Here is a 23869-nt window from a genome sequence, read left to right as displayed (position 1 = left end):
ACATTGGCCTGATCGAGGTCATGGGCCTGGCCATTCTTCCGCCGCGCTTGGTTCCCGAGCTTGGCGCCGTTCGCGAGCATCTGCTGGCAGCCAAGGTCGATACCAGCTACGACCTTGCCGGTGCGCTCGAGGGCGACGACCTTTGCCGCAGCCACACCGCATGGGCCGAGGACGTCTTTGCTCGCCGCGCCGACGAGCTTACGGCGGATAACGCCATCGATATCCTGCACGAGGAGGTCGGCGTGGTGTTTGGCCACGTGCTCGACAACGCCGGCGTCTTTAAGTGGGACGAAGCCGGCCGCGCCGCCCAGCAGCGCTTTATCGACTCGCTGTAGTACGCGAACTCGAAAGCACGCACTTAACAAATAGCGCCTACACGACCACGGCGCCCGCCGGCAACATCGCCGACGGGCGCCGTTTTCTGATGCAAGGGTAGCTAATTTGCACCAAAACAAGGAGTGTTCCAAACTGCCGACAGAGAAGGAACGCTCCCACCTGCCGACCTGAATCCCCACATTATTCGATGGAAAAACGTGGTTACCTCCCACATTATTCGATGGAGAAACGTGGTTTACTCCCACATTATTCGATGGAAAGACCAAAACGGTCTTATACTAACCATGATCGTTAGGGGGCAGCATGCAGCGACAGCTAATGGACGAACTCATCGCTTGGAAATCTAGGGCAAACCGCAAGCCCCTCCTGCTTAAAGGGGCCCGCCAGACGGGAAAAACCTGGCTTCTCAACGAATTCGCAGACCAGCAGTATCAAAACGTCATCCGTTTTGACTTTATGCTCGAACCGAGCACACGCTCGCTGTTCGATGGGGACCTCGACCCCAAGCGCATCATCTCCCAGATAGAGCTCCTGCGCGGCCAGACCATAACGCCGACAGACACGCTCATCATCTTCGACGAAATCCAAGAGGCACCGCGTGGCATCACCTCGCTCAAATACTTCAACGAACTGGCGCCGGAATACCATATCGTGGCAGCCGGCTCCTATATGGGGCTCGCGCTCCGACGCGAAAACGAGTCGTTCCCCGTCGGCAAGATCGACCAGCTCACCATGCGCCCCATGGGGTTTGTCGAGTTCATTCGTGCCGTCGATGGCGATCCGCTCGCAGATGCCATCCTTGCCGCAGACATTGACCTGCTGGCAAACGTTTCCGAAAAGCTCGAGCGCCTGCTCAAGGAATACCTCGTTGTCGGTGGCATGCCAGAAGTTGTCTCCGCTTTCGCCGCCTCCCACGATTTCATCGAGGCCCGCAGGCTTCAGCAGCAAATCATCGAAGCTTATGAATCCGATTTTGGCAAGCATGCGCCAGCCCGCATCGTCGAGCGCATGAGGCTGGTTTGGAAATCCCTTCCCGGCCAGCTCGCAAAGGAAAACAAGAAGTTCGTCTACGGCGCGCTTCGTCCCGGGGCGCGCGCACGCGATTTCAAGGAAAGCCTCCAGTGGCTCATGGACTATGGAATCGTTCATAAGGTACCACGTGTTTCCGCCCTAAGAGCACCGCTCACAAGCTACGAGGATCTCTCGGGCTTCAAGCTGTTCTGCATCGACACCGGCATCCTCGGAGCACTCTCCGGCCTCACGCCAGCCATTGTTCTGAACGGGCCCGCTGTTTTTACGGAGTTCAAAGGCTCGCTGACCGAGCAATACGTCGCACAGGAGCTTTTGCTCCAAGGCAATACTCCCGCGTATTGGTCATCCTCCTCCGGCAATGCAGAGACTGACTTTGCCATCGACCATGCGGGGACCGTGCTTCCGCTCGAGGTCAAGGCGGCAGAGAACCTCAAAGCAAAGAGCCTGAGGATTGCCTGCGAGAAGTTCAAGCTCGAGCGCTGCGTGAGAACATCGTTAGCGGCATATAGAGACGAGGGCACGCTCGTCAACATTCCGCTCTGGGAGATTGGGCAAATCGACAAGCTGGCATAGGCGCTGTGGAGGGGGGTGCCCCGTAAGGAGTGTCCCAAACTGCCGGCAAAAATGGAACGCCCCTATCTGCCGCATTCCCGAAGCAAGGCAACGCCGATGTTTTGGCAACGGCAGCGAGCGGGTCGCATTTGAGACAAGGTGATGTGAAACGAAAGGGCGCTGACCTTCTGGTCGCGCCCTTGAAGTTGAACGTCAGATTGTCCAAATGCGGCCCGCGCAGCGTCGGCAGGTTACGGCGTTTGGTAAAACGCCGTAACTCGACGCCGTAACTCTAAAGTTCGGTAACCTCAACGCTGTTGTAGACCTCGTCCCAGCGATCTATGGCCAGGTGGCCGGTCTTGGGATCCATGGCGTTAAGCTTGCCGCAGGTATTGGCGGTCTTGAGCACCGTGACGTCGTCGGCACCAGCAGCAATCGCATGCGCAAAGCCGGCGATGGTCGAGTCGCCGGAACCCGTCGCGTTCACAGCCGCAATCGCGGGCGTCTTGGCGCGGAACGCACGGCCCTCATGGAAGCCCACCGAACCGGCAGCGCCCATCGAAACGACAACCCAGGGAATACCGGCAAAGCGGCCATCGGCGGCAAGCGCCTCGCGCAGGGCATCGACATCATCGGTCGTAAAGGACGTACCCAGCAGGCCGTTGATCTCGGTCAGGTTGGGCTTTACGAGCTCAGGCTTAGCGTCGGACTCCAGCGCAGCCTCCAGCGATGCACCCGAGGTGTCGAGCAGCACCTTGGCGCCCGCCTCCTCGGCGATCTTGACGAGCTCGGCATAGTAGCCGGCATCGACACCACGCGGCAGCGAGCCCGAAAGCGTCACAACGTCCGCCTTCGCTGCGAGCTCGGCAAACTTGGCCGTAAAGGCCTCGAGCTCGGCCGGGGCGATCTGCGGGCCGCTCTCCAAAAGCTCGGTCTGATTACCCTCGTGCAGAATATTCAGGCAAATGCGCGTCTCACCGGCGATGGGCACAAAGTCGTTCTTGACGCCATCGGCATCCATGAGCTCGGCCATATAGGCACCCATGTGTCCGCCGAGCAGACCGGTCGCGAGCACATCGTCGCCCAACTGCAGCAGCACACGGCTCACGTTGAGGCCCTTGCCGCCAGCGGTCTTTTCGGGCGTCACACGGTTCACGTCGTCGATGATCAGCTTGTCGAGCTGATAGCGCGTATCAATCGACGGGTTCATGGTAACGGTCAGAATCATGTTGAACTCCTGTTCCGGGGCGGCATAACCCGCCCCAAACATACGATAACTCGTTAAAGGATCTCGATCTCAAAGCCGCGGGTGACGGTCTCTCCCGGCTTGGCCACCAGGCAGCCACGCTTGTGCTCCAGAATATCGTCCTCGTCGGAGCAGGTGGACAGGCCACCCCACGGTTCAACAGCCACAAAGTCGCCCTCGGGCTTGCTCCATACAATCAGGTACGGCATATCGGGGAACGTCAGGCGCACGCCCTTGTCCTCGGTTTTCTTGGTCAACGTAACCACGCGGCTCTCGAGCACGTCAAAGATGGTCTCCGCGAAGTCGAAGAGTTCGTGGGTCAGCGGCAGGTCATGGCCAGCCATCGGGTTCTTGCTGCGATGCTCAACATCAATCAGGCCCGTCGAGGGAACGGCAGTACAGAGCTCGGCGGCCTCGCGCTGCTCAAAACGGAGCTCGTAGTCGTCATAAGACTCGCCCTCGTCAAGCGGGCACTTAAAGCCAGGGTGACCGCCCACAAAGAACGGCATGTCCTCGGTGCCCTCATTGGTCACCTCGTACGACACGGCCACCTTCTCCGCATCGATCGTGTAACGAGCAACGATCTTAAACGGATACGGGTACTGCTCGAGCAACTCGGCATGGTCGGCAGAGCTTAAGCTCAGCGCGACCATGTTGTCGCCCTGCTCCTCGAGCTTCCACTCCTGTTTGCGAGCAAAGCCGTGACGGGCAAGCTTGACCTCGCGGCCGCCCATGGTCATTGCGTGACCGTCACGAAGGCCGCCGCAGATCGGGAAACAAATGGGTGCCTGGCCCGACCAGACCGCCGGGTCACCCTGCCACAGGTACTCACGGCCGTTGGCCGCAATAGAAGTGAACGACCCGCCCGCCGTGCTCAGTGCTACGCGGATAGAACCGTTATCAAGAACAAACTCCATAGGAGCCTTCCCTTTCTTACGACAGCCCGCCAAGTCAATAGGGCTGATAGAAAACCGGCCTGCGCCCCCTCACAGAAACGCGAGCCGTCAATTGAAAAGCTGCAAATCGCCAAGTACAGCCAAGAGCAAAGCACTCAAGCAAAGCAAGCAAACGTGTTATCGGAGCAGCTTACTGAACCAGAAAGCTTCGCAACAACAGCGGTAACCCCACAGGTACCCCCAACGTCAGCGAGAAGTCAGCTGGCGAGGCAAGGTGCCGTGAAGCGAGGCGGCATTGACCTTCTGGTCATGCCGCCGAAGCTGAACGGCAGATTGCCCGCCAGATGGCTTCGCAGCGTCGGCCGGTCCGGCGTTCGGCAGAACGCCGGAACCTAATTAGTCGTGATACTCGCCGCGGTCCCACTTCTCCAAGAACTCGTCAAAGAAGTGCGGGTCAGCCTGAGCCTCGGCGTCGGCCTTGTTGCAGGCATCGATCTTGGCAATCAGGGCGTCGTGCTCGGGGGTCTTCTCGTAGGGCTCCTCCAGGAAGGCAAGCATGATATCGGCCATCAGGAACTCGCCGGTGATCTTGCCGCCAAAGCCCACGATGTTGGCGTTGAGCTCGCGACGGGCATACAGGGCAGAGGTCATGTCGCGGACCAGGGCGCAGCGGGCGCCGGGGACCTTGTTGACGGCGTTGGTGATGCCGATGCCGGTGCCGCACAGGGCCACGCCAAAGTCGGCCTTGCCGCTGGCAACAGCCTCGCCCACGGCCTTGCCGTAGATGGGATAGTGCGTACGGGTGTGGCTGTAGGTACCGCAGTCGAGCACCTTGTAGCCAGCCTGCTCCAGGCGGTCGGCCAGATAGATCTTCTCGTCCGTAACGATATGGTCGCAACCGATTGCGATGGTCTTCTTCATCAGAACGTCCTTTCGTCTGAATTCACAAGTTGAGGTAGAAGTTCGAGTTCTCGGTGGCTCTCGTTAGGCCATCTTGTTGAGCATGTCGACACGAATCTGGTGACGGCCGCCGGCGTACTGGGCGCGCAGGAACTCGCGGGCGATCTTCTTGGCGACCTCGGTGCCCACAACGCCCGGGCCCATGGTGACCATGCGCGAGCCGTTGTGCTCGCGGGTCATGTAGGCGGAACGCTCGTCAGAAATGTTGGCGACGACCATGCCCTTAATCTTGACGGCGGCCATATAGGAGCCGACGCCGTACTTATCGAATGCGAAGCCCTGGGAATCCTTGTGCTCCAGCAGGTCCTTGGCAACGGCGGTCGCGGAATCGACAAAGTCCGCGGCAGGGGTCTCGGAATAGTCGACGACCTCGTGACCGTCGGCGATGAGCATCTCCTTGATGGACTCCTTCATCGACATACCGTCGGCATCGGAAGCGATTACAACCCTCATGACATCCTCCTTGAGAGATACGCAGGTGCGTAGTTTCTGTTTGGAAGTGTTGAATCGCGTTCAGGTCCGGGCATCTGAATGTGCGGTTCTTCACTGTTCATGTTTATTTGAACACATTCGAACAGTAACTGCAACAACTATTTGTTTATCTTTGTTCTTTTTTGAACAAATACCGTTTACGGATGATTGCTGACCGTTTGGATTCAGGGAATGCCCGGCTTGTCACGTATTCAACAAACAAAAAGGGCGGCCGAGAACGCATCTCGGCCGCCCTTCTTACGGTTGGTTTTCCAAAGATCGCTTTGCCGCCTACTCAGACTGCCCACCCTTTTTGGCGTGCTTGGAAGGAGCGCTCAAGAAACGACCCGTCAAATAGTTCGCCGGGCCGGAAATATCGATCCCCAGCAGCACGTGGCCCAGCCACAGGAACGCCACGAGCACCAGCAGCGGGATAACGCACGAAGTCACGATCATCACGATGACGCCTTCAATCAGATCGGTCACCTGCCGCACGATCTCATCGGTCATCTGCTTGGCGCCGCTGGTCACCGACGTAACAAGGCTCGATGCCCCATCAGTCAACTGCTCGAGCACGTTTTTGGACTCCGTGGTCTCGGATTTTTTCTTGTTCGATTTTGAGCTGGTCTCGGCTGACTTGTCCGTGGTGCCGGCCGCATCCGCAGCGTCCGCAGCCTTTTGCTCAGCTTGCTCAATACTTACGCGATACGTTTCATCGACCTTCTGCGACACCCATACGCTCGCGGGCACGAGCGCCATGCCGATCACGGCAACCACCAGTACGCGTGTCGCCACACGGCGCAGGACAGTGCTCGTGCTCCAGCGCCCGTGAATGCCGAGCGACACCGCAAAGAGCACCAACGCAGACGGGATTAAGATGCCCAGGCCAACCGACCACAAAATCGTGAGCAAATATTTCTCTAGGTATAGCACGGCAAGCACGATACCAAGGTTGCCTGAAAGCTGTGCGAGCTGCTCGGCAACCGGCGTTCCCGTATCACCAGGCAGCGCGGTAATGCCCGCAGATAGAGCAACGCATGAAGCCGTGAGCGCCAAAACGTTGCCTTTCTTTTGGTCGATAACCTCGATGGTGGAGTCCCAAGTTTTGGTATCGGCGAAATGCGGACGAGCTACAAAGCCCGACAGCAACGCCAGCACCACGAGCGCAACGATGATACCGATCTGCAGCTTTTTGTTTGCGCACACGACATCGGACAGGCTGGGCTGCAGCTCGGTTACCGTCGTGTGCTCGGTTATCTGGACAGGACGCCCATGAGCCATCTCGTGCGCGTCTCTTTTTTGAATCGATCCATTGTCCGGCATTTGGATACCTCCTCATTCCGGCCTGTATTGCGGATGGAAGTATACCCACCCTGCGAAAAACCGAACGGGAAGACGAACAGAAGCCCCAAGACTGTCCCCAACGACTAGTCGTTTAAGAACGTCCCCAATGACTATCACGGGATGAGTTGCGGTGGAATAGGGATTGTTTTGTGCCCGCCGGCCCCTATTCAGTCCCTATTTCACCGCAACTTGAAGTAGAACAGGAAAAGCCCTGCCGCGGGTAGCAGCAGAGCTTTTGGAAGGGGACTTGGTTGTGAGGGCTCGTTAGGCGAGCTTGGCCTCGAGCTCGGCGATGCGCTTGTAGGCATCGATGGTAAAGCGGGCCTGCTTCTCCAGGATCATAGTGGTCATGAGGGTGTCCTGAGCGTGAGCCATGATGAAGGTCATCTCCATCTCGCCACCGCCGGCCTCCTGCGAAAGCAGCTTGGTCTGCGTGTCGTGGGCACCGATGAGCGCATCGCTGGCATCCTTGTGCAGCTGCTCGGCCTTCTCAAAGTCACCCTCGCGAGCAGCATCGAGCGCTGCAAGCAGATCGGTCTGGGCGTCACCTGCGTATGCGACAATCTCGAATCCAACCATCGAGATTTCTTCTTTGGTTGCCATATTGCGTTCCTTTCACATATGAACCAATGGAGAGCATCGCGTCCGGGCATACGCGCTGCGTTCTGTATGGCAGAAACATTAACATTCAAACAAAAAAGAACAGCGCAAAACGTAATTTCAAGCTATGAACGGTCACTTTTCGCCCGTGAACGGTTTTTAAACCAATCTGAACAATATCGAACACAATTAGCGGAAACCCAAACAGGCCCGTGCCCTAGCGCCAATCGCGCACCGTATCGCCCTCGACGAGTACGCCCGGAAACAGCATGTGCTCCACACCGGGTTCAACGCCCTCGGCACCGGCGATCTTATCGACTGCCCACATGCCGACACGCTTGTTGTCAAAGCGCACGGTGGCCAGGCGACGATCGGGCACGATGTCGCCCAGACTGTCATCAACACCCACCACGCTCACGTCCTCGGGCACGTGCTTTCCGCGCGACTCGAGTCCGCGAATGCAGCCGTAGGCCATGGCGTCGTTGGAAGCATAAATGGCCGTACAGGTCGGATCATCCGCCAGGGCCTGACCTGCGGCATATCCGCTCTGCGCCGTCCAGTCGCCGCGCACGAGCTGCGGGGGCTCAATGCCATGCGCGCGCAATGTCTCGCGCCAGCCTTCCTCGCGCCGCATGCCCGAAAGCGAGCGCTCGGGGCATGAGATAAAGTGCACGGTCTTGTGCCCCCGCTCCAGCAAGTACTCGACCACCTGGCGCGAGCAATCGAACTGGTCGTTATCGACCGTTGAACAGAGCGGGTGCTCCAACATCGTAACGAGCACCGTCTGCATGCCGGGCAGCGGCTCGAAAGTGCCAAAATCCGCCGGCATGCGATTCATGATCACAACCATGCCGTCTACCGGCAGCGCGCTCATACGCGATGATGCGCTCTCGAGGGTATACGGATGCCCGTCTACTTTAGTGAGGGTGATGGCATAGCCATGTTTGTCGGCGGCGGCGGCAAAGCCCTCCATACGGTCGAGGTTGCCGGTACCGGTAATGTTGAACATGGCGACGCCGACGGTCTTAAACTTGCCACGGCGCAGCGATCGACCGGCAAAATTGGGGCGATACCCCAGCTCGCGCATGGCGGCACGCACGCGCTCCTTGGTCTCGGGGCGCACGCTGGGCGAATCGTGCACGGTGCGCGAGACCGTCTGTTCCGAGACGCCTGCGAGGCGCGCTACGTCTTTGACGGATACCGATTTTTTAACAGCGGCCATAGGTCGATCTTTCCGTGTCAACGATGCCATTGGTGGCATCCTACGCAGTCATTTTTAACGCCTTCAAGTATATCCAACGCCTCCCCCACCATACGCTCACCACCCAAAACCTACCGTTCACCGACATTTTTGCTTCCCCGAACGGCTTTTGGCGCCCAAATGTTAACGTTGCCATTGTGCAAACACAGAGCCACCGGGCGGCTCAAACGTTTATGCGCAAGGAATCGACGGTTCGCAGGCACAGGAACCACCGGTTCGCGTCTTTTTTTGTATCGCAAAATGGCAACGTCAACATTTTGGCAAGCAAACGTCAAAAGCTACCATCGTTGCTAACCCACCGACTCTTAGGAGCATTGCATGGAGCAACTCATCGCCATCATCGAAAAGGGGCAGCCCTTTTTCAACGCGATCGCCCGCAACAAGTACCTCAAGGCGATCCGCGACGGTTTTATCTCCGTCATCCCCATCATCATCTTCTCGTCCATCTTCTGCCTGGTAGCCTCGGTCCCCAACATCTGGGGTTTCTACTGGCCCGATGACATCAACAACGCCCTGTGGAAGTGCTACAACTACTCCATGGGCATCCTGGCCATCGCCTGCGCCGCCACCACGGCCAAGCACTTCGCCGACGCGCAGAACCGCGACCTGCCCAAGAACAACCAGATCAACTTCATCTCGTGCATGTGCGCGGCCATCATCGGCTTCTTGCTCCTTTCGAGCGACACGATCGCCACGGACGCCGCCAGCGGCTTCAACACCACCTACCTTGGTTCCAAAGGCCTGCTGACCGCCTTCATCGCTGCGTTTGTGACCGGCATCATCTACAAGTTCTTCATTAAGCGCAACATCACCGTCAAGATGCCCGAGCAGGTTCCGCCCAACATCTCGCAGACCTTTAAGGACATCATCCCCTTCTCCGTCTGCATCACCGTCTTTTGGGTCTTTGACATCGCCTTCCGCGCTGCCTTTGGCTTCTGCTTTGCCCAGGGCGTAATCCAGGTGTTCCAGCCCCTGTTCACCGCTGCCGACGGCTACATCGGCCTCGCTGTGATCTACGGCGCCATGAGCCTGTTCTGGTTCGTGGGCGTCCACGGCCCCTCGATCGTCGAGCCCGCTATCGCCGCCGCGCTCGTTGCCAACATGACCGACAACCTGGCTGCGTTCCAGGCTGGCCAGCACGCTTCCGCTGTCCTGACCCAGGGCGCCCAGTACTTCGTCGTCTGCATGGGCGGCACCGGCGCCACGCTCGTCCTGGTCTTTATGTTCTGCTTCCTGGCCAAGTCCCAGGAGATGCGCGCCGTCGGTAAGGCCGCTATCGTTCCCGTGTGCTTTGCCGTCAACGAGCCGCTGCTGTTCGCCGCACCCATCGTGCTCAACCCCGTCTTCTTTGTCCCGTTTGTCTTTGCCCCGATCGCCAACATCTGGATCCTCAAGATCTTTATCGACTTCTTGGGCATGAACGGCTTTATGTACACCCTGCCCTGGACCGTCCCCGGCCCCATCGGCACCATCATGGGCCTGGGCTTCCAGCCGCTCGCCTTTGTGATGCTCGCCCTTATCCTGGTCGTCGACTTCGTCCTGTACTATCCGTTCTTCCGTGCCTATGACGCCCAGAAGTGCGCCGAGGAGGCCGAGATCTCCCAGGAGGAGCTCGCCGCCAAGAACGCCGAGAAGGCCGCTAAGCTCAACGATGCCTTCCAGGGCAAGGCTGACGCCAAGAGCGTTGCCGCCGGCGCTGCTGCCGAGGCCGTGAGGGCCGACGCTCCCGCCGCTGTCGCCACTGAGACAACGACCGCCAGTGACCTCAACGGCAAGCGCGTGCTCGTGCTCTGCCAGGGTGGCGGCACCTCGGGCCTGCTCGCCAACGCGCTGGCCAAGGCCGCCAAAGAGCGCGGCATCAATCTTGAGACCGCTGCCGAGGCCTATGGCAACCACGTTGACATGCTCCCCGACTTTGATCTGGTCGTCCTGGCCCCGCAGGCTGCCAGCTACTTGGCCGACCTGCAGAAGGACTGCGAGCGCGTGGGCAACAAGTGCGTCGCCTGCCGTGGTAAGCAGTACATCGAGCTCTCCCAGAACGGCGACAAGTCTCTCGCCTTCGTCGCCGAACAACTTTCGAAGTAAGTAACGCTCAGGGCCAGCCGACTATCCGAGACCGGCTGGCCCTTCGATTTAGACGATTGGATCATCATGTCCGTTAACCCTGCTAGCGTAACCAACCCGCCCGCGCAGTTTCCCGAGGACTTTGTCTTTGGCGGCGCCACTGCTGCCTACCAGGTAGAGGGCGAGACCCGCACTCACGGTAAGGGCAAGGTTGCCTGGGACGACTTCCTGGAGGCCCAGGGGCGCTTTTCCCCCGATCCCGCTTCGGACTTCTACAACCAGTACCCCGTCGACCTGGAGCTGTGCGAGGAGTTTGGCATCAACGGCATTCGCCTCTCCATCGCCTGGAGCCGCATCTTCCCCAACGGTACCGGCGAGATTAACCCCGAGGGCGTTCAGTTCTACCACGACCTTTTCGCCGAGTGCCATAAGCACCATGTTGAGCCGTTCGTCACGCTGCATCACTTTGACACGCCGCTTGCCCTCTTTGAGAAGGGCGACTTCCTCAACCGCGAGACCATCGATGCCTTTGTGGACTTTGCCACCTTCTGCTTTAAGGAGTACGCCGACCAGGTGACCTATTGGTTCACCTTTAACGAGATCTGGGCCGACGCCTCCAACACCTACATCGAGGGCACCTTCCCCGGTGGCGTCAAGGCGCATCTTGCCGAGGCCTTCCAGTGCGAGCACAACATGATGCTCGCCCACGCCAAGGCCGTGCTGGCCTTCCACAACGGCGGTTTTAAGGGCAAGATCGGCGTCATTCAGTCGTTGGAGTTCAAGTACCCGCTCAACGAAAACGACCCCGCCGACATCAAAGCCGCCAACAACGAGCACGTGCTGCAAAACCAGTTTTTGCTCGACGCCACCTTCCGCGGCGACTACGCGCCCGACACCCTCGAGTGCGCCAACCGCCTGGCCGCCGTCTCGGGCGGCACCATCGAGATCTTGGACGAGGACCTCGAGATTATGCGCGAAGCCGCGCTCTACAACGACTACCTGGGCGTTAACAACTATCAGTGCCGCTTCTTGAAGGCCTACGATGGCGAGAACGACCTGCACCACAACGGTACGGGAGAGAAGGGCACCGGCCGCTGGCGCGTCAAGGGCATTGGCGAGCATGTGAACAAGCCTGGCATCCCCACCACCGACTGGGACTGGATCATCTATCCCGAGGGCCTGTTCGATCTGCTCGTCTACATTAAGCAGCGCTACCCCAACTACAAGCAGATCTTCATCACCGAGAACGGCATGGGCTACAAGGACCCCTACAAGGACGGTTTTGTGGACGACCAACCGCGCATCGACTACATCGAGCAGCACCTGCGCTGGCTGCTCAAGGCCATGGAGGTGGGTGTCAACGTGGGCGGATACTTCCTGTGGAGCCTGCAGGATCAGTTCTCCTGGACCAACGGATACAACAAGCGTTATGGCTTCTTCTACGTTGACTTTGAAACCCAGAAGCGCACGCCCAAGGCAAGCGCATACTGGTATAAGCACGTGGCGCAGACCCGTCGTCTGGACTAGCGGCTTGCGACGAGCGGTTGGCGGAGTTGCACCGCCCACATAACCTGTCCCCATTTCTCAGCCGGGGGCGGCACGTCACACGGCGAGCCGCCCCCGACCTTTTTGTTCAGGTCGGAAGCCGTTCGTCTCAATCTGTAACATCTAGCTGAGTTTTTTTGGTCCTAGCTGTTACAGATTGAGACGAACAGGATTGCTCTTTCCGAAGAATCTAAATCTGTAACACGTAGCCCGCTTTTGACCGTCTACCTGTTACAAATCGAGACAAACGGAGTAGGACCTAACCCCGTATGTCCCTAACAGTCGAGCGTTCGACCAGCGTACTCGGCACATGAATCGCCTCGATAGACGAGCTCTCTCCAATCGCCGCCTCAAACGCAAGCTTACCGACACCGCGCAAATCAAATCGCAGCGTCGTCAGCCGATTGTGAGGAACAAGTCCCTCGAGTGCGTCGTCGATACCAACCACGCTCACGTCGTCGGGCACGGACAGGCCCGCGTTCTCGAGCGCGGCGATAACGCCCAGCGCCATCTGGTCATTTGCCGCAAGCACGGCAGTCGGCGCCTGCGACCCGCCGGCAAGCACCTCGGCCGCAATCCGCTCGCCCATGGCGTACCCACTGTCCGCACTCCAATCGCCACGCAGCATCGGAGCGGCATCGACATGAGCGCGACCCAGCGTATCGCGCCAACCGGCCTCACGAAAACGCGAGGAAATCGAGTTTTCCGGACCCGCCACAAACCGCATATTCGAGTGACCATGTTCCAGCAGATAATTGGTCAACAGCTCGCACGAACCATACTGGTCGGAGTCGATCGTCGTGCAGCGCGGATGCGCATACATGGACAGGATGACCGTTCGCACTCCCGGCTGGGGAACAAACTCCTCAAAATCGGGAGCCATGCGGTTCATGTTGAGAATCATGCCGTCGACGGGTCGCTCGACCATGCGGCGCGAGGCATCGGCAAGTGCATAGGGCTTGTCGCCGCCCATCTCGATCATAGTGACGGCAAAATCGTGCTCGCGCGCCGCTTGCATGATACCCTCGAGCGTCGCCAGGTTACCGACACGTGTGATGTTGTACATGCACAGGCCAATAGAACGATACGACCCGCCGCGCAACGCCGCTCCAGCAAAATTGGGACGAAAGCCCAGCTCTTCCATGGCGGCCAGCACACGCTTGCGCGTCTTTTCCGTCACGTTGGGCATACCGTTGACCACGCGAGACACAGTCTGGCGGCTCACGCCAGCGAGCGCCGCAACCTCTGCCGCGCTCGCCGAACGACCATTCCTTGTCTGCTGATCCATGCCTTCCACGCTAACCTGCTTCCCAACTATTCCCCGCGCCCATGGCGCATCGTACATACATTGATAACGTGCTCATGATACCCGAGCCATATACCAAAACATGAAAACTTCTGTCAATCAAAACCGCTTACCGAACAAATACAACCGTTCGCGGCTGTTTGAAGTTGTTTTGTTTCTATACATCCCAGCCGGATGTTAACGTGCTCATTGTCAAATGTTCACGTGCTCATTTTGGTTCTAATCATTTTAAGATAGTGTTTATCGGGCTTTTTCACCGCTGAACGCTAACCAGGGAGCCTCCTGAGCGCAAACGCACAATATCGAACAGCGAGACGAGAGGGTGTATGCATATGTCTTTGCTAAACCGCGTACAGCAGCTGCCGAAGGGCTTTGTTTGGGGCGCCGCAACCGCCGCGTACCAAACGGAAGGTTCCACGAAGGTGGCAGGCAAGGGTAAGACCATGTGGGACGATTACCTTGTCGCCCAGGGTCGCTTTTTGCCCGACCCGGCCAGTGATTTCTACAACCGCTACGAGGAGGATATCCGCCTTTCTGCCGAGCATGGACTCAACGCCATTCGTGTGTCCATCGCCTGGACCCGCATCTTCCCCAACGGCGACGATGCCGAACCCCTCGCCGAGGGCGTTAAGCACTACCACGAACTGTTCGCCTGCTGCAAAAAGTATGGCGTCGAGCCCTATGTGTCCCTGCATCACTTTGACTCCCCCGCCGCCCTGTTCAACCAGGGCGACTGGCTCAACCGCAAGACCGTCGACGCCTATGTGCGCTATGCCGAGTTCTGCTTCCGCGAGTTCCGCGAGGTCAAGAATTGGTTCACCATCAACGAGCTCATCAGCCTCTCGCACTCCCAATACATCCAAGGCAACTTCCCGCCCAACCATCACTTTGATGTGACGAGCGGCATCCAGAGCCAGCACAACGAGCTCGTTGCCCACGCCCGCGCCGTCAACCTGTATAAGGATCTTGACGAGACCGAGCACCTGGGCGGACGCATTGGCATGGTCAACGTCCTGACGCCGGCATATCCTGCTACCGACTCGCCCGCCGACCAGCACGCCGCCGACCTGTACAACGCCTTCTACACCGACTTCATCATGGACGGCGCCTTCCTGGGTCACTACTCCGCGCGCACCCTCTCACTCATCAACGAGATTCTGCGTGCCAACAACGCCACGCTTACGGTTGAGGACAGCGACATGGAGGAGCTCGCCAAGGCGGCGCCCCGCAACGATATGTTCGGCCTCAACTACTATCAGTCGGCGTTTATCGCCGCCTACGATGGCGAGTCCACCAACAGCTTTAACGGCACCGGAGACAAGGGCACCTCGTGCTTTAAGTTTAAGGGCGTCGGGCAGCAGGTCGATATGCCGGGTATCCCCACCACCGACTGGGATTGGCTCATCTACCCGCAAGGCCTCTACGACACGCTCAAGCACATCAGCGCCACCTATCCCAACCTCCCCGTCATCTATATCACCGAAAACGGCCTGGGCCACAAGGACCCCGAGCCCGATGCGCTCGGCATCGTCGCCGATCCCGAGCGCATCGACTTTGTCGACCAGCACATGGAGAAGGTGCTCCAGGCGCGTGCCGAGGGCGTCGACGTCCAGGGCTACTTTATCTGGAGCCTGCAGGACCAGTTCTCGTGGGCCAATGGCTATAACAAGCGCTACGGCCTGTTCTACATCGACTTCGACACGCAAAAACGCTACATCAAGCAGTCGGCACTCTGGTACAAGGAGCTCGCCGACACTATGGCGGACGCGCAGTAGCGCATCGCCTCGCTTTCCCCCGAGGGGGAGCGGCCCCATGCGATACAAACCCAGCCGCTCCCCTCTCTCCCCCTGGGACCGACCCCGCCTGCACCCGGGCTTTTAGCAAGCGGGAGACCATATAGGTTTTCAACGTCCATGCCATTAAGATTTCATGCAAAGAGGAGCGTGAACTATGGAATCGATCGTTAAGTTCTTGGAGAAAGGTCAGCCGTACTTCGACAAGGTCTCTAAGAACATCTACCTTCAGGCCATTAAAGACGGCTTTTTGGCAGCAATGCCCATCATCCTGTCTTCTTCTGTCTTCCTGCTTATTTCAACCCTGCCGGGCGTTGTCGCCACGGTCGGCGGCTTTACGCTGCCCGACTGGTGGAACGTCGACGTCGTGAACTTCTGCAACAAGGTTTACAACTTCACGATGGGCGTCGTGGGCATCATGGTCGCCGGCACCACCGCAAGCGCGCTGACCGGCTCCAAGAACCGCCGCATGCCTGCCGGCAAGGCCATCAACGCCACGAGCACCATGGTCGCCGCCATGTGCGCTATGCTCATCTTGGCCGTTACCCAGACGAGTGCCAAGATCGACGGCGCCGATGTCTCGGTGTTCTTTACCGACAACATGGGCACCAAGGGCCTGCTGAGCTCCTTTGTCGCCGCATTTGCCACGGTCAACATCTATGCCTTCTGCATTAAGCGAGACATCACCATCAAGCTGCCCAAAGAAGTCCCCGGCGCCATCGCCCAGAACTTCCGCGACATCTTCGCCTTCAGCTTCTCCATCCTGTTTGTCGCCGTCATCGACGTTATCTGCCGCACCTGCTTGGCCGTCCCGTTTGCCAACGTCATCTCCACGCTGGTGAGCCCGCTGTTCGCCGCTGCCGATTCCTACGCCGGCCTCGCCCTCATCTGGTTCATGATCCCGCTGTTCTGGTTCATGGGCATCCACGGCCCCTCGGTCGTTAAGCCTGCCCTCAACGCCGCGCTGTTTGGCAACATCACCACCAACCTCGCCACGCTGCAGGCCGGCGGTCACCCCGCCCTCGCCCTGACCGAGAACTTCGGTAACTACATCGGCGAACTCGGCGGCACCGGCGCCACGTTCATTGTCCCGATCATCTTCCTGCTCTTTATGCGCTCCAAGCAGCTCAAGGCCGTCGGCAAAGCCTCTGTCGTACCCGTGATGTTCGCCGTCAACGAGCCGCTGCTGTTCGCCGCGCCCATCATCCTCAACCCGTACTTCCTGATCCCGTTCCTGTTTGCCCCCGTGGCCAACGTCCTCATTGGTAAGTTCTTCATCGACTTTTTGGGCATGAACGGCTTTATCTATGCCATGCCGTGGGCACTCCCCGGACCGATCGGCACCTTCATCGACACCAACTTCCAGCCGATCTCTCTGGTCCTGGTTGTCGTCCTGCTGGTCGTTGACTTCTTGATCTACTACCCGTTCTGCAAGGCCTACGACAACGTCCTGTGCAAGCAGGAGGCCGAGACCCTGGCCGAAGAAGAGGCCGAGGAGACCAAGGCCGTCAAGACCGCTTCTGCCACCGAGGCCTCCGCAGCTCCGTCCGCCCTTAAGGGCAAGGATCTGAGGGTTCTGGTTCTGTGCGCTGGCGCCGGCACCTCTGCACTGCTCGCCAACGCGCTTAAGGAAGGCGCCGACGAGCTGGGCATCGACATTACCGCCAACGCCGGTGCCTACGGCAGCCACTACGCCATCATGGACCAGTACAACGTCATCGTCCTGGCTCCGCAGGTTCGCACCTATTACAACGAGATGAAGGCCGACACCGACCGCCTGGGCATCACGCTGCTGTCGCCCAAGGGCAAACAGTACATCGACCTCACTAAGGATCCCAAGGGTGCCGTCGCCTGGATCGAGGAAAACCTCGAGGCATAAGACGCTGACACCACCTGCCGCTCGCAGACAATAAATGGCCCGTGCATCGATGTGTGATGCGCGGGCCATTTTGTTTAGACCGCACCCGCCCTCCTGTTCATCTCAATCTGTAACATCTAGCCGAGTTTTTGGATCCTAGCTGTTACAGATCGAGATGAACGCACAGGCCAAGCCGAAAATCTCAATCTGTAACATGTAGACCACTTTTGACCGTCTAGTTGTTACAGATCGAGACAAACGGAATAGGCCGAGCACGTCTACGCCCGCAAGTCCTTTACGCTAGAACGCTCGACCAGCACACCCGAGACAAGCGTACGGCTTCTGGAGCTCGGGGCTTCCAGACCTGCGACGACCTCATTAAGCGCACGGACGCCCAGCTCGCGGTGGCGGAACTTCACCGACGTCAGAATCGAGTTGGGAATCGTCTTGTAGAGCTCATCGTCGAAGCCGATCACGGACACGTCGTCGGGCACACTGAGCCCTTTGTCACGTAAAGCCATCATCACGCCGTTTGCCATGCAGTCGTTAGCAGCGAGGACCGCCGTGCAATCGGGTTTATCGGCAAGCACAAGGCCCGCAGCATAGCCACTATCCGCATTCCAATCGCCTTGCAGAGGCTCGGGCGGCTCAATGCCACGCGTCTCGAGTGCCGCACGCCAACCTTTCATACGGCACTGGCTCGACAGCGACTCTTTCTTACCAGAGACGAAGTACACATTCTTGTGTCCGCGATTCAAGAAGTACTCGCATGCCATGCGCGCGCCGCCCTCTTGGTCGTCACTGACGGTAGAGCAGGTAGGATGTTCCATCGACGTGATAATCACCGTCTTGAGGTCTTTCGGCGCCTCAAAGGTATCAAAGTCATCGATCATCTGGCGCAGGTTGAAAATCATGCCGTCGACGGGAAGCTGCGACATCCTACGTGCCGCTTCGGCAAGGGTCATCTTCTCCCCCGCCCGCTTTTTAATCATCGTGAGCGCAAAGCCTCGCTCTGCGGCGGCATCGGCGATACCGTCAATCATGTCCACGTTGCCGCCCGACAAGTGGAACAGCACCACGCCGATGCACCCGTAACGGCCCAACTTGAGTGAACGCGCGGCAAAGTTCGCCCGGAACCCAAGCGCTTCCATGGCAGCATGGACCCTATCGCGTGTCGACTCTCGCACGCTATCGGGCTCGTTGATCACACGCGACACCGTCTTGAGAGAAACGCCCGCGGCAATCGCCACATCGTTCATCGAGACGTTTTTCTTGTCCATCGTTGTCACTGCTTCTCCACTCGATTCTCTATCGCTTGTTTTTTGCGTTCTAGCATACACCACCTGCCTGACTGATAAATCAACCGTTTACCGGACAATATCGACCACTCACCCGTATATCCTTGTTGCTCTTCTAAAAATGTCTTACGTTGTCATTTCGCAATGCCTTCCTTAAGCAGGAAGGTTTCCGGGCAGTCCTGACCATCCATCGACGACCAGTTCCATCCACATGCATCGCGCATCAAGTAGCAAAGGAGCTCTATGGACGCCATCGTAAAGATGCTCGAAAAGCATCAGCCGTTCTTTGAGAAGATCTCGAGGAACATCTACCTCCAGGCTATTAAGGACGGATTCCTTGGGTGCATGCCCATTGTCCTCACCTCTTCGATCTTTCTGCTCATTGCCACCCTTCCCGGCGTAGTCGGCGTCACGCTGCCCCAGCCGCTCATCGACTGGTGCAACAAGCTGTATAACTTCACCATGGGCGTCATGGGCATCATGGTTGCCGGCACCACCGCCAAGAACTTTACGGCTTCCATGAACCGTCGCATGCCCGCTGGCAAAGTGCTCAACGACGGCTCCACCATGGTGGCCGCCCAGTGCAGCATGCTGCTGCTCGCTGTTACGCAGTTCACCACCAAGCTCGACGGCTCCGAGCTTTCGGTCTTCGACTGCACCAGCATGGGTACGCGCGGCCTGTTCTCGGCCTATATCGCCGCGTTCATTACCGTGTGGGTCTATAAGTTCTGCGTCTCGCGCGATCTGACCATTAAGCTGCCCAAGGAGGTCCCGGGCGCCATCGCTCAGAACTTCCGCGACATCATCCCCTTTGGCGGCGCCGTCATCATCTGCGGCATCATCGATGTGGTTGTGCGCAACCTCATGGGCGTTCCGTTCTCCGAGCTGCTTATCAAACTGCTCTCCCCGCTCTTTACCGCTGCAGAAACCTATCCTGGCCTTATCCTTATCCAGGCAGCCACCGCGTTCTTCTGGTTCATCGGCGTCCACGGCCCCTCGATCGTCCAGCCGGGCATCGACCCCATCCGTCTTGCCAACCAGGCCGAGAATCTGCAGGTTCTGTTGGCAGGCGGCCACCCCGCCCACTCCCTCACCTTTAACATGTCGCTCGTGGGTGAGTTCGGCGGCACCGGCGCCACGTTCATCGTGCCGCTTCTGCTGATTCTCTTTATGAAGTCCAAGCAGCTCAAAGCCGTCGGTAAGGCCTCGATTGTCCCTGTTGCCTTCGCCGTCAACGAGCCGCTGCTCTTTGGCGCGCCGATGATCCTTAACCCCTACATGCTCATCCCCTTTGTTGCCGCCGGCTGCGTCAACGTGAGTGTTGCCAAGTTCTTTATCGATAACGTGGGCATGAACGGCTTCTCTTTCGTGGTGCCTTGGGCTACCCCTGCCCCCATCGGCATCTTCATCACCACGAACTTCCAGCTTATCGCCCTGGTGTTTGTCGCGATCATCATCTTGCTGGACGCCATCATCTACCTGCCGTTCTTGAAGGCATACGATAAACTGCTCTGCGACCAGGAGGCCGAGCGCGCCGCCGAGCTGGGTCTTGAGTCCAATGGTGCCGCCACCATCGCCGCCAACGCCCCTGCGCCCGCTGTCGAGCAGACCGCCGCTTCCGTCGAGGCAACCGTTGCCGCCACCGACAGCAAGCCTGTCGCCGATCAGCCCGAGCCCGCCGCCGAAGCATCCGCCAAGAAGGATGTCGATGGCCTGAAGGTCCTCGTCCTGTGCGCCGGCGCCGGCACCTCTGCCATGCTTGCCAACGCCATCAAGGAAGGTGCCGCACAGACCGGAGAGAACATCGCTTCCTCCGCAGGCGCCTATGGCCAGCACACTGCCATCATGGATCAGTACGACGTTATCGTGCTTGCCCCGCAGGTTCGTAGCTACTACAACGACATGAAGGCCGACACTGATCGCCTGGGCATTAAGCTGCTCGCCCCGCGCGGCAAGGAATATATCGACCTTACTCGCGACCCCGCTGGCGCCATCAAGTGGCTCCGCGAGAACCTTGACTAGTTCCTCCCTCTGTTGGTGCCCGGATCCCCAGTTCGGGCACCTCTCCCTATTCGTATCCCACAGAAAGGATGACTCATGACCAACCCCATGCAGTTCCCCGACGGTTTTGTGTTTGGCGGCGCCACCGCCGCTTACCAAGTTGAGGGCGAGACTCGCACGCACGGCAAGGGCAAAGTGCCCTGGGACGATTTCCTGGCAGCTCAGGGTCGCTTCTCCCCCGACCCCGCAAGCGATTTCTACAACAAGTACCCGGTCGATATCGACCTGTGCCAGCGCTTCGGCATCAACGGTATCCGTGTCTCCATCGCTTGGAGCCGTATCTTCCCCAACGGCACCGGCGAGATTAACCCCGAGGGCGTCGCTTTCTATCACGAGCTTTTCGCCACCTGCAACAAAGCCGGCGTTATCCCCTATGTCACGCTCGATCACTTTGATACGCCCGAGGCCTTCTACCAGGACGGTGGCGAGGGATTCCTGACGCGCACGACGATCGACGCCTTTGTCGAGTACGCCAAGTTCTGCTTTGCCGAGTTCACCGAGGTCAAGCACTGGTTTACCTTTAACGAGATCCCTGCAACTGCCGAGGGCAGCTTTATCGTTGGCAACTGGCCGCACGGCGAGAAGTATCGCCTGGACAAGGCCTTCCAGCTCATGCACAACATGATGGTGGCCCATGCCAAGGCTGTCGTCGCCTTCCATGAGGGCGGCTTTGAGGGCGAGATTGGCATTGTCCAGAACCTGGAGCCCAAGTATCCCCTCGACCCCAACAGCGCTGCCGACTGCGAGGCGGCCCGCATGGCCGACGTCATCAACAACCGCTGGGTGCTCGACGCCACCTTCCGCGGCCACTATGCAGCCGACACCATGGAGGCTGCGACCAAACTGGCCCATATCGCCGGCGGCGAGCTCGACGTTCGCGACGAGGACATCGCCGCGTTGACCGCCGCGCTCCCCTACAACGATTGCCTGGGCGTCAACACCTACAAGTGCCAGTTTCTGCGTGCCGCCGAGGGCGAAAACGACATCAACCACAATGGCACCGGCGACAAGGGCTCCTCGCGCTGGTTCCTCAAGGGCGTGGGCGAGGCATGCGTGCGCGAAGGCGTTCCCACGACCGATTGGGACTGGATCATCTATCCCGAGGGCCTGTACGACCTGTTGCTCCGCATTAAGAACGATTACCCCAACTACAAGAAGATCTACATCACCGAGAACGGCATGGGCTATAAGGACGACTTCGAGGACGGCTTTATCGATGACGCCCCTCGCATCGACTATATGCGTCAGCATCTCGCATGGATCCTCAAGGCGATTGACGGCGGCGTAAACGTCGACGGCTACTTTGTGTGGTCGCTGCAGGATCAGTTCTCCTGGACCAACGGCTACAACAAGCGCTACGGCCTGTTCTACATCGACTTTGAGACCCAGAAACGTTATCCCAAGGCAAGCGCATACTGGTACAAGAACGTCGCGGAGACCGGCCTGCTCATGGCCTAGTTTCCGCTGCATACCCCCCTGTCGGCCGCATGAGAATCCCTCCACGGGTTCGCATGCGGCCATTTTGTTTTCGCGCGGGTCGGCAGCCGTTTGTCTAAATCTGTAACATCAAGTCGAGTTTTTTGCCTCTACCTGTTACAAATCAAGACAAACGGGAATCACTCTGCCGAAACGTCTCAATCTGTAACAGATATCTGCTCAAATCGAGTCTAGGTGTTACAGATTGAGTTTTTGATTTGGGAGGTTGAGGATGGGGGATCGCGTGCCGAAAGCATGGTCCCCGGATAAAAAAGCTCGCCGGCCAGGCCGAAGACATGGCCCACATCAAGGCAGACCTTTGCCCCTGCTCGCCCGAGCAAAAAGTCATGCCCCTCGATGCGCTCTGCCAGTCCGGCACCGAGACCCCGCAATGGCGGTGGGATGTGCTGGTCGGAGAGGGCGACCCGCTCTACTGCAAGTCCCGAGAGATCTAAGTATCCGCTGCAAGGTATAAGAACGAATTGGAGCCCTGGTACATACCGGGGCTCCTCGTGGTAGTGGCTGTCTAATGAATCTGGTGGCTAGGCCTCTTCGCCGCCACTGGATTCAGTTACCGTTTCCTCCTCACTATGTTGCGTCTCTCTCGTAGCCTCATCAACTTCTGTTGACGAATGTGCCTCTTCGTATACTTCGATGTTCGCCTTGAGCATGGTTGCACTCTGTTCAGCAAGAGCGATCTTCCTCTGGTGCTTGTCGTAGGCATACAGTCCGATTCCACCTGCGACTAGCGTGGCTACAGAACCGATTACTCCACCCTGGATTCTTCCAACGGAAATCCCGCCCGCTCTGATATTGCTGATCAGCGCCTGAGGCCCACCGAGCTCTTTCGCCAGATGCGACAATTGCGCATAGTCCCAAGCCGTCATTGCCTTTTCCTCACTTTCTTTCACTTCAGCACCGCTTCCACTGGGGTGCTCACTTTCGACAGTGCTATCATGCCATCGGTAAATAAGACGGTATATGTCCTATAATTGTCTTATCTGTTGTTAATGAGGAATGATTAAGACAATGTACGTCCGCAAAGATCGCCCTAAGGACATTTTTCCAAAGAGACTCAGCGGTTTGATGGAAAGCTATGAAATAGAAAAGGGGCGCAGAGGCATTAGCAATATCGGCCTTGCGCGTCTGCTCTATCAAAAGCGTAACGGTGCCGATGATGCCTCGCTAGCCGATGACCGCTATGCAGTGGAAAGGGAGAACGGCCGCAAGGCGATTGCGAGAAAGATCAGCCGATTTCGAAAAGGAGATCAGTTTCCTCAATGGGATGACCTCGTAGATCTGGCTGACATATTCGGAAAGCCAGTAGGTTTTCTCATCGGGGAGACCGATTGTGATACGTACGAGCTCCAAGATATTGCTGACTTCCTTGGTCTCAGCGGCGAGGCTGTTCTGTCCATCGAGCGTATGACGAGAAAAGTTAGTGCGGAGTGGCTTCCGGAACAGTCTGGCGGCAACGGCGGAGACCATGAGGAATGGGAAAAATACCTCGTGAATGATATGGTCGCGAAGGCGAATGCCGAGCCAGAAGCTTGCAGGGCAGTGCTCAATCGAATGCTGACCGCAGCAGCGTTTAAAGACCTTGTGCTCTGCCTGTCTGAGGTCGGCGATGCCCAATACAATCTGCTTATGGAACGCATTGCAAGTGCGGAAATAGAACTGAGAGACGCAGACGGGTAGTGTCGAGAAAGTTGGTGTAAGGGCCCTTGCGGCCCCTGTGTCCGATATCCGGAATCAGTTGATATCCTAGGC

19 protein-coding genes and 1 pseudogene are annotated in these 23869 nt (G+C 58.3%); 10 read left to right on the top strand and 10 right to left on the bottom strand.

Annotation, left to right across the window (positions count from 1 at the left end; translation table 11 throughout):
- Positions 1-335: pseudogene (locus ABHR75_RS07575) on the top strand (UDP-glucose--hexose-1-phosphate uridylyltransferase); the annotation flags it as partial.
- 304 nt (positions 336-639) lie between these two features.
- Positions 640-1941 carry an ATP-binding protein gene (locus tag ABHR75_RS07570; RefSeq protein WP_346964020.1) on the top strand — a complete coding sequence of 434 codons (1302 nt, stop codon included), beginning with the start codon at positions 640-642 and terminating at the stop codon, positions 1939-1941.
- Between the two features lie 271 nt (positions 1942-2212).
- Here the strand turns inward: ABHR75_RS07570 and ABHR75_RS07565 are convergent, their stop codons facing one another.
- The 7 genes from ABHR75_RS07565 to ABHR75_RS07535 all read right to left on the bottom strand — a co-directional run bounded on the left by ABHR75_RS07565 (position 2213) and on the right by ABHR75_RS07535 (position 8659).
- Positions 2213-3148, bottom strand: coding sequence for a hexose kinase (locus tag ABHR75_RS07565; protein ID WP_346964019.1), 936 nt, complete (start codon positions 3146-3148; stop codon positions 2213-2215).
- A gap of 53 nt (positions 3149-3201) precedes the next feature.
- Entirely contained in the window at positions 3202-4083 is an 882-nt protein-coding gene (locus tag ABHR75_RS07560; protein WP_346964018.1) for an aldose 1-epimerase family protein, read from the bottom strand.
- Positions 4084-4458: 375 nt separating this feature from the next.
- Positions 4459-4983: a galactose-6-phosphate isomerase subunit LacB gene (gene lacB, locus ABHR75_RS07555; RefSeq protein WP_006234831.1), complete on the bottom strand. Its 525-nt coding sequence runs from the start codon at positions 4981-4983 to the stop codon at positions 4459-4461.
- Positions 4984-5046: 63 nt separating this feature from the next.
- Positions 5047-5475: a galactose-6-phosphate isomerase subunit LacA gene (gene lacA / locus ABHR75_RS07550; protein ID WP_006234830.1), complete on the bottom strand. Its 429-nt coding sequence runs from the start codon at positions 5473-5475 to the stop codon at positions 5047-5049.
- Positions 5476-5784: 309 nt separating this feature from the next.
- Positions 5785-6816 carry a hypothetical protein gene (locus ABHR75_RS07545; RefSeq protein WP_346964017.1) on the bottom strand — a complete coding sequence of 344 codons (1032 nt, stop codon included), beginning with the start codon at positions 6814-6816 and terminating at the stop codon, positions 5785-5787.
- Between the two features lie 285 nt (positions 6817-7101).
- A complete protein-coding gene (locus ABHR75_RS07540) occupies positions 7102-7440 on the bottom strand; it encodes a PTS lactose/cellobiose transporter subunit IIA (RefSeq protein ID WP_055252615.1) in 339 nt (112 codons plus the stop codon).
- 214 nt (positions 7441-7654) lie between these two features.
- Positions 7655-8659, bottom strand: a complete 1005-nt coding sequence (locus ABHR75_RS07535) for a LacI family DNA-binding transcriptional regulator (protein ID WP_346964016.1) — start codon at positions 8657-8659, stop codon at positions 7655-7657.
- 357 nt (positions 8660-9016) lie between these two features.
- Between ABHR75_RS07535 and ABHR75_RS07530 the strand changes: the two genes are divergently transcribed.
- Complete coding sequence (locus tag ABHR75_RS07530) at positions 9017-10783, top strand: PTS transporter subunit EIIC (RefSeq protein WP_346964015.1); 1767 nt, start codon at positions 9017-9019, stop codon at positions 10781-10783.
- Positions 10784-10849: 66 nt separating this feature from the next.
- Positions 10850-12289 carry a 6-phospho-beta-galactosidase gene (gene lacG, locus ABHR75_RS07525; RefSeq protein WP_154514977.1) on the top strand — a complete coding sequence of 480 codons (1440 nt, stop codon included), beginning with the start codon at positions 10850-10852 and terminating at the stop codon, positions 12287-12289.
- A 277-nt stretch (positions 12290-12566) separates the two neighbouring features.
- Here lacG (ABHR75_RS07525) and ABHR75_RS07520 read toward each other — a convergent pair whose 3' ends face one another.
- Positions 12567-13595, bottom strand: a complete 1029-nt coding sequence (locus ABHR75_RS07520; protein ID WP_040358938.1) for a LacI family DNA-binding transcriptional regulator — start codon at positions 13593-13595, stop codon at positions 12567-12569.
- Positions 13596-13945: 350 nt separating this feature from the next.
- Here ABHR75_RS07520 and lacG (ABHR75_RS07515) point away from each other — a divergent pair, with 350 nt between their 5' ends.
- The gene (lacG, locus tag ABHR75_RS07515; RefSeq protein ID WP_430392714.1) at positions 13946-15388 is read left to right on the top strand and encodes a 6-phospho-beta-galactosidase; all 1443 of its coding nucleotides are present in this window, start codon (positions 13946-13948) and stop codon (positions 15386-15388) included.
- A gap of 175 nt (positions 15389-15563) precedes the next feature.
- Positions 15564-17285: a PTS lactose transporter subunit IIBC gene (locus ABHR75_RS07510; protein ID WP_346964013.1), complete on the top strand. Its 1722-nt coding sequence runs from the start codon at positions 15564-15566 to the stop codon at positions 17283-17285.
- Between the two features lie 257 nt (positions 17286-17542).
- Here ABHR75_RS07510 and ABHR75_RS07505 read toward each other — a convergent pair whose 3' ends face one another.
- Complete coding sequence (locus ABHR75_RS07505) at positions 17543-18544, bottom strand: LacI family DNA-binding transcriptional regulator (RefSeq protein ID WP_346964012.1); 1002 nt, start codon at positions 18542-18544, stop codon at positions 17543-17545.
- A 261-nt stretch (positions 18545-18805) separates the two neighbouring features.
- On the opposite strand from ABHR75_RS07505, the gene ABHR75_RS07500 reads away from it, so the two are divergent.
- The 3 genes from ABHR75_RS07500 to ABHR75_RS07490 all read left to right on the top strand — a co-directional run bounded on the left by ABHR75_RS07500 (position 18806) and on the right by ABHR75_RS07490 (position 22554).
- Positions 18806-20584, top strand: a complete 1779-nt coding sequence (locus tag ABHR75_RS07500) for a PTS lactose transporter subunit IIBC (protein WP_346964011.1) — start codon at positions 18806-18808, stop codon at positions 20582-20584.
- Positions 20585-20659: 75 nt separating this feature from the next.
- On the top strand, positions 20660-22081 hold the full coding sequence (lacG, locus tag ABHR75_RS07495) for a 6-phospho-beta-galactosidase (protein ID WP_346964010.1): 1422 nt from the start codon (positions 20660-20662) through the stop codon (positions 22079-22081).
- Between the two features lie 314 nt (positions 22082-22395).
- On the top strand, positions 22396-22554 hold the full coding sequence (locus ABHR75_RS07490; protein ID WP_171021499.1) for a hypothetical protein: 159 nt from the start codon (positions 22396-22398) through the stop codon (positions 22552-22554).
- Between the two features lie 87 nt (positions 22555-22641).
- On the opposite strand, the gene ABHR75_RS07485 is transcribed toward ABHR75_RS07490, so the two are convergent.
- Positions 22642-23010: a hypothetical protein gene (locus ABHR75_RS07485; protein ID WP_346964009.1), complete on the bottom strand. Its 369-nt coding sequence runs from the start codon at positions 23008-23010 to the stop codon at positions 22642-22644.
- Between the two features lie 106 nt (positions 23011-23116).
- Between ABHR75_RS07485 and ABHR75_RS07480 the strand changes: the two genes are divergently transcribed.
- Positions 23117-23797, top strand: coding sequence for a hypothetical protein (locus ABHR75_RS07480; RefSeq protein WP_346964008.1), 681 nt, complete (start codon positions 23117-23119; stop codon positions 23795-23797).
- Positions 23798-23869 lie beyond the last annotated feature (72 nt).

This window comes from Collinsella aerofaciens (assembly GCF_039752955.1).
GTDB lineage: Bacteria > Actinomycetota > Coriobacteriia > Coriobacteriales > Coriobacteriaceae > Collinsella > Collinsella aerofaciens_BI.
This window is presented reverse-complemented; position numbering and strand designations above follow the sequence as displayed.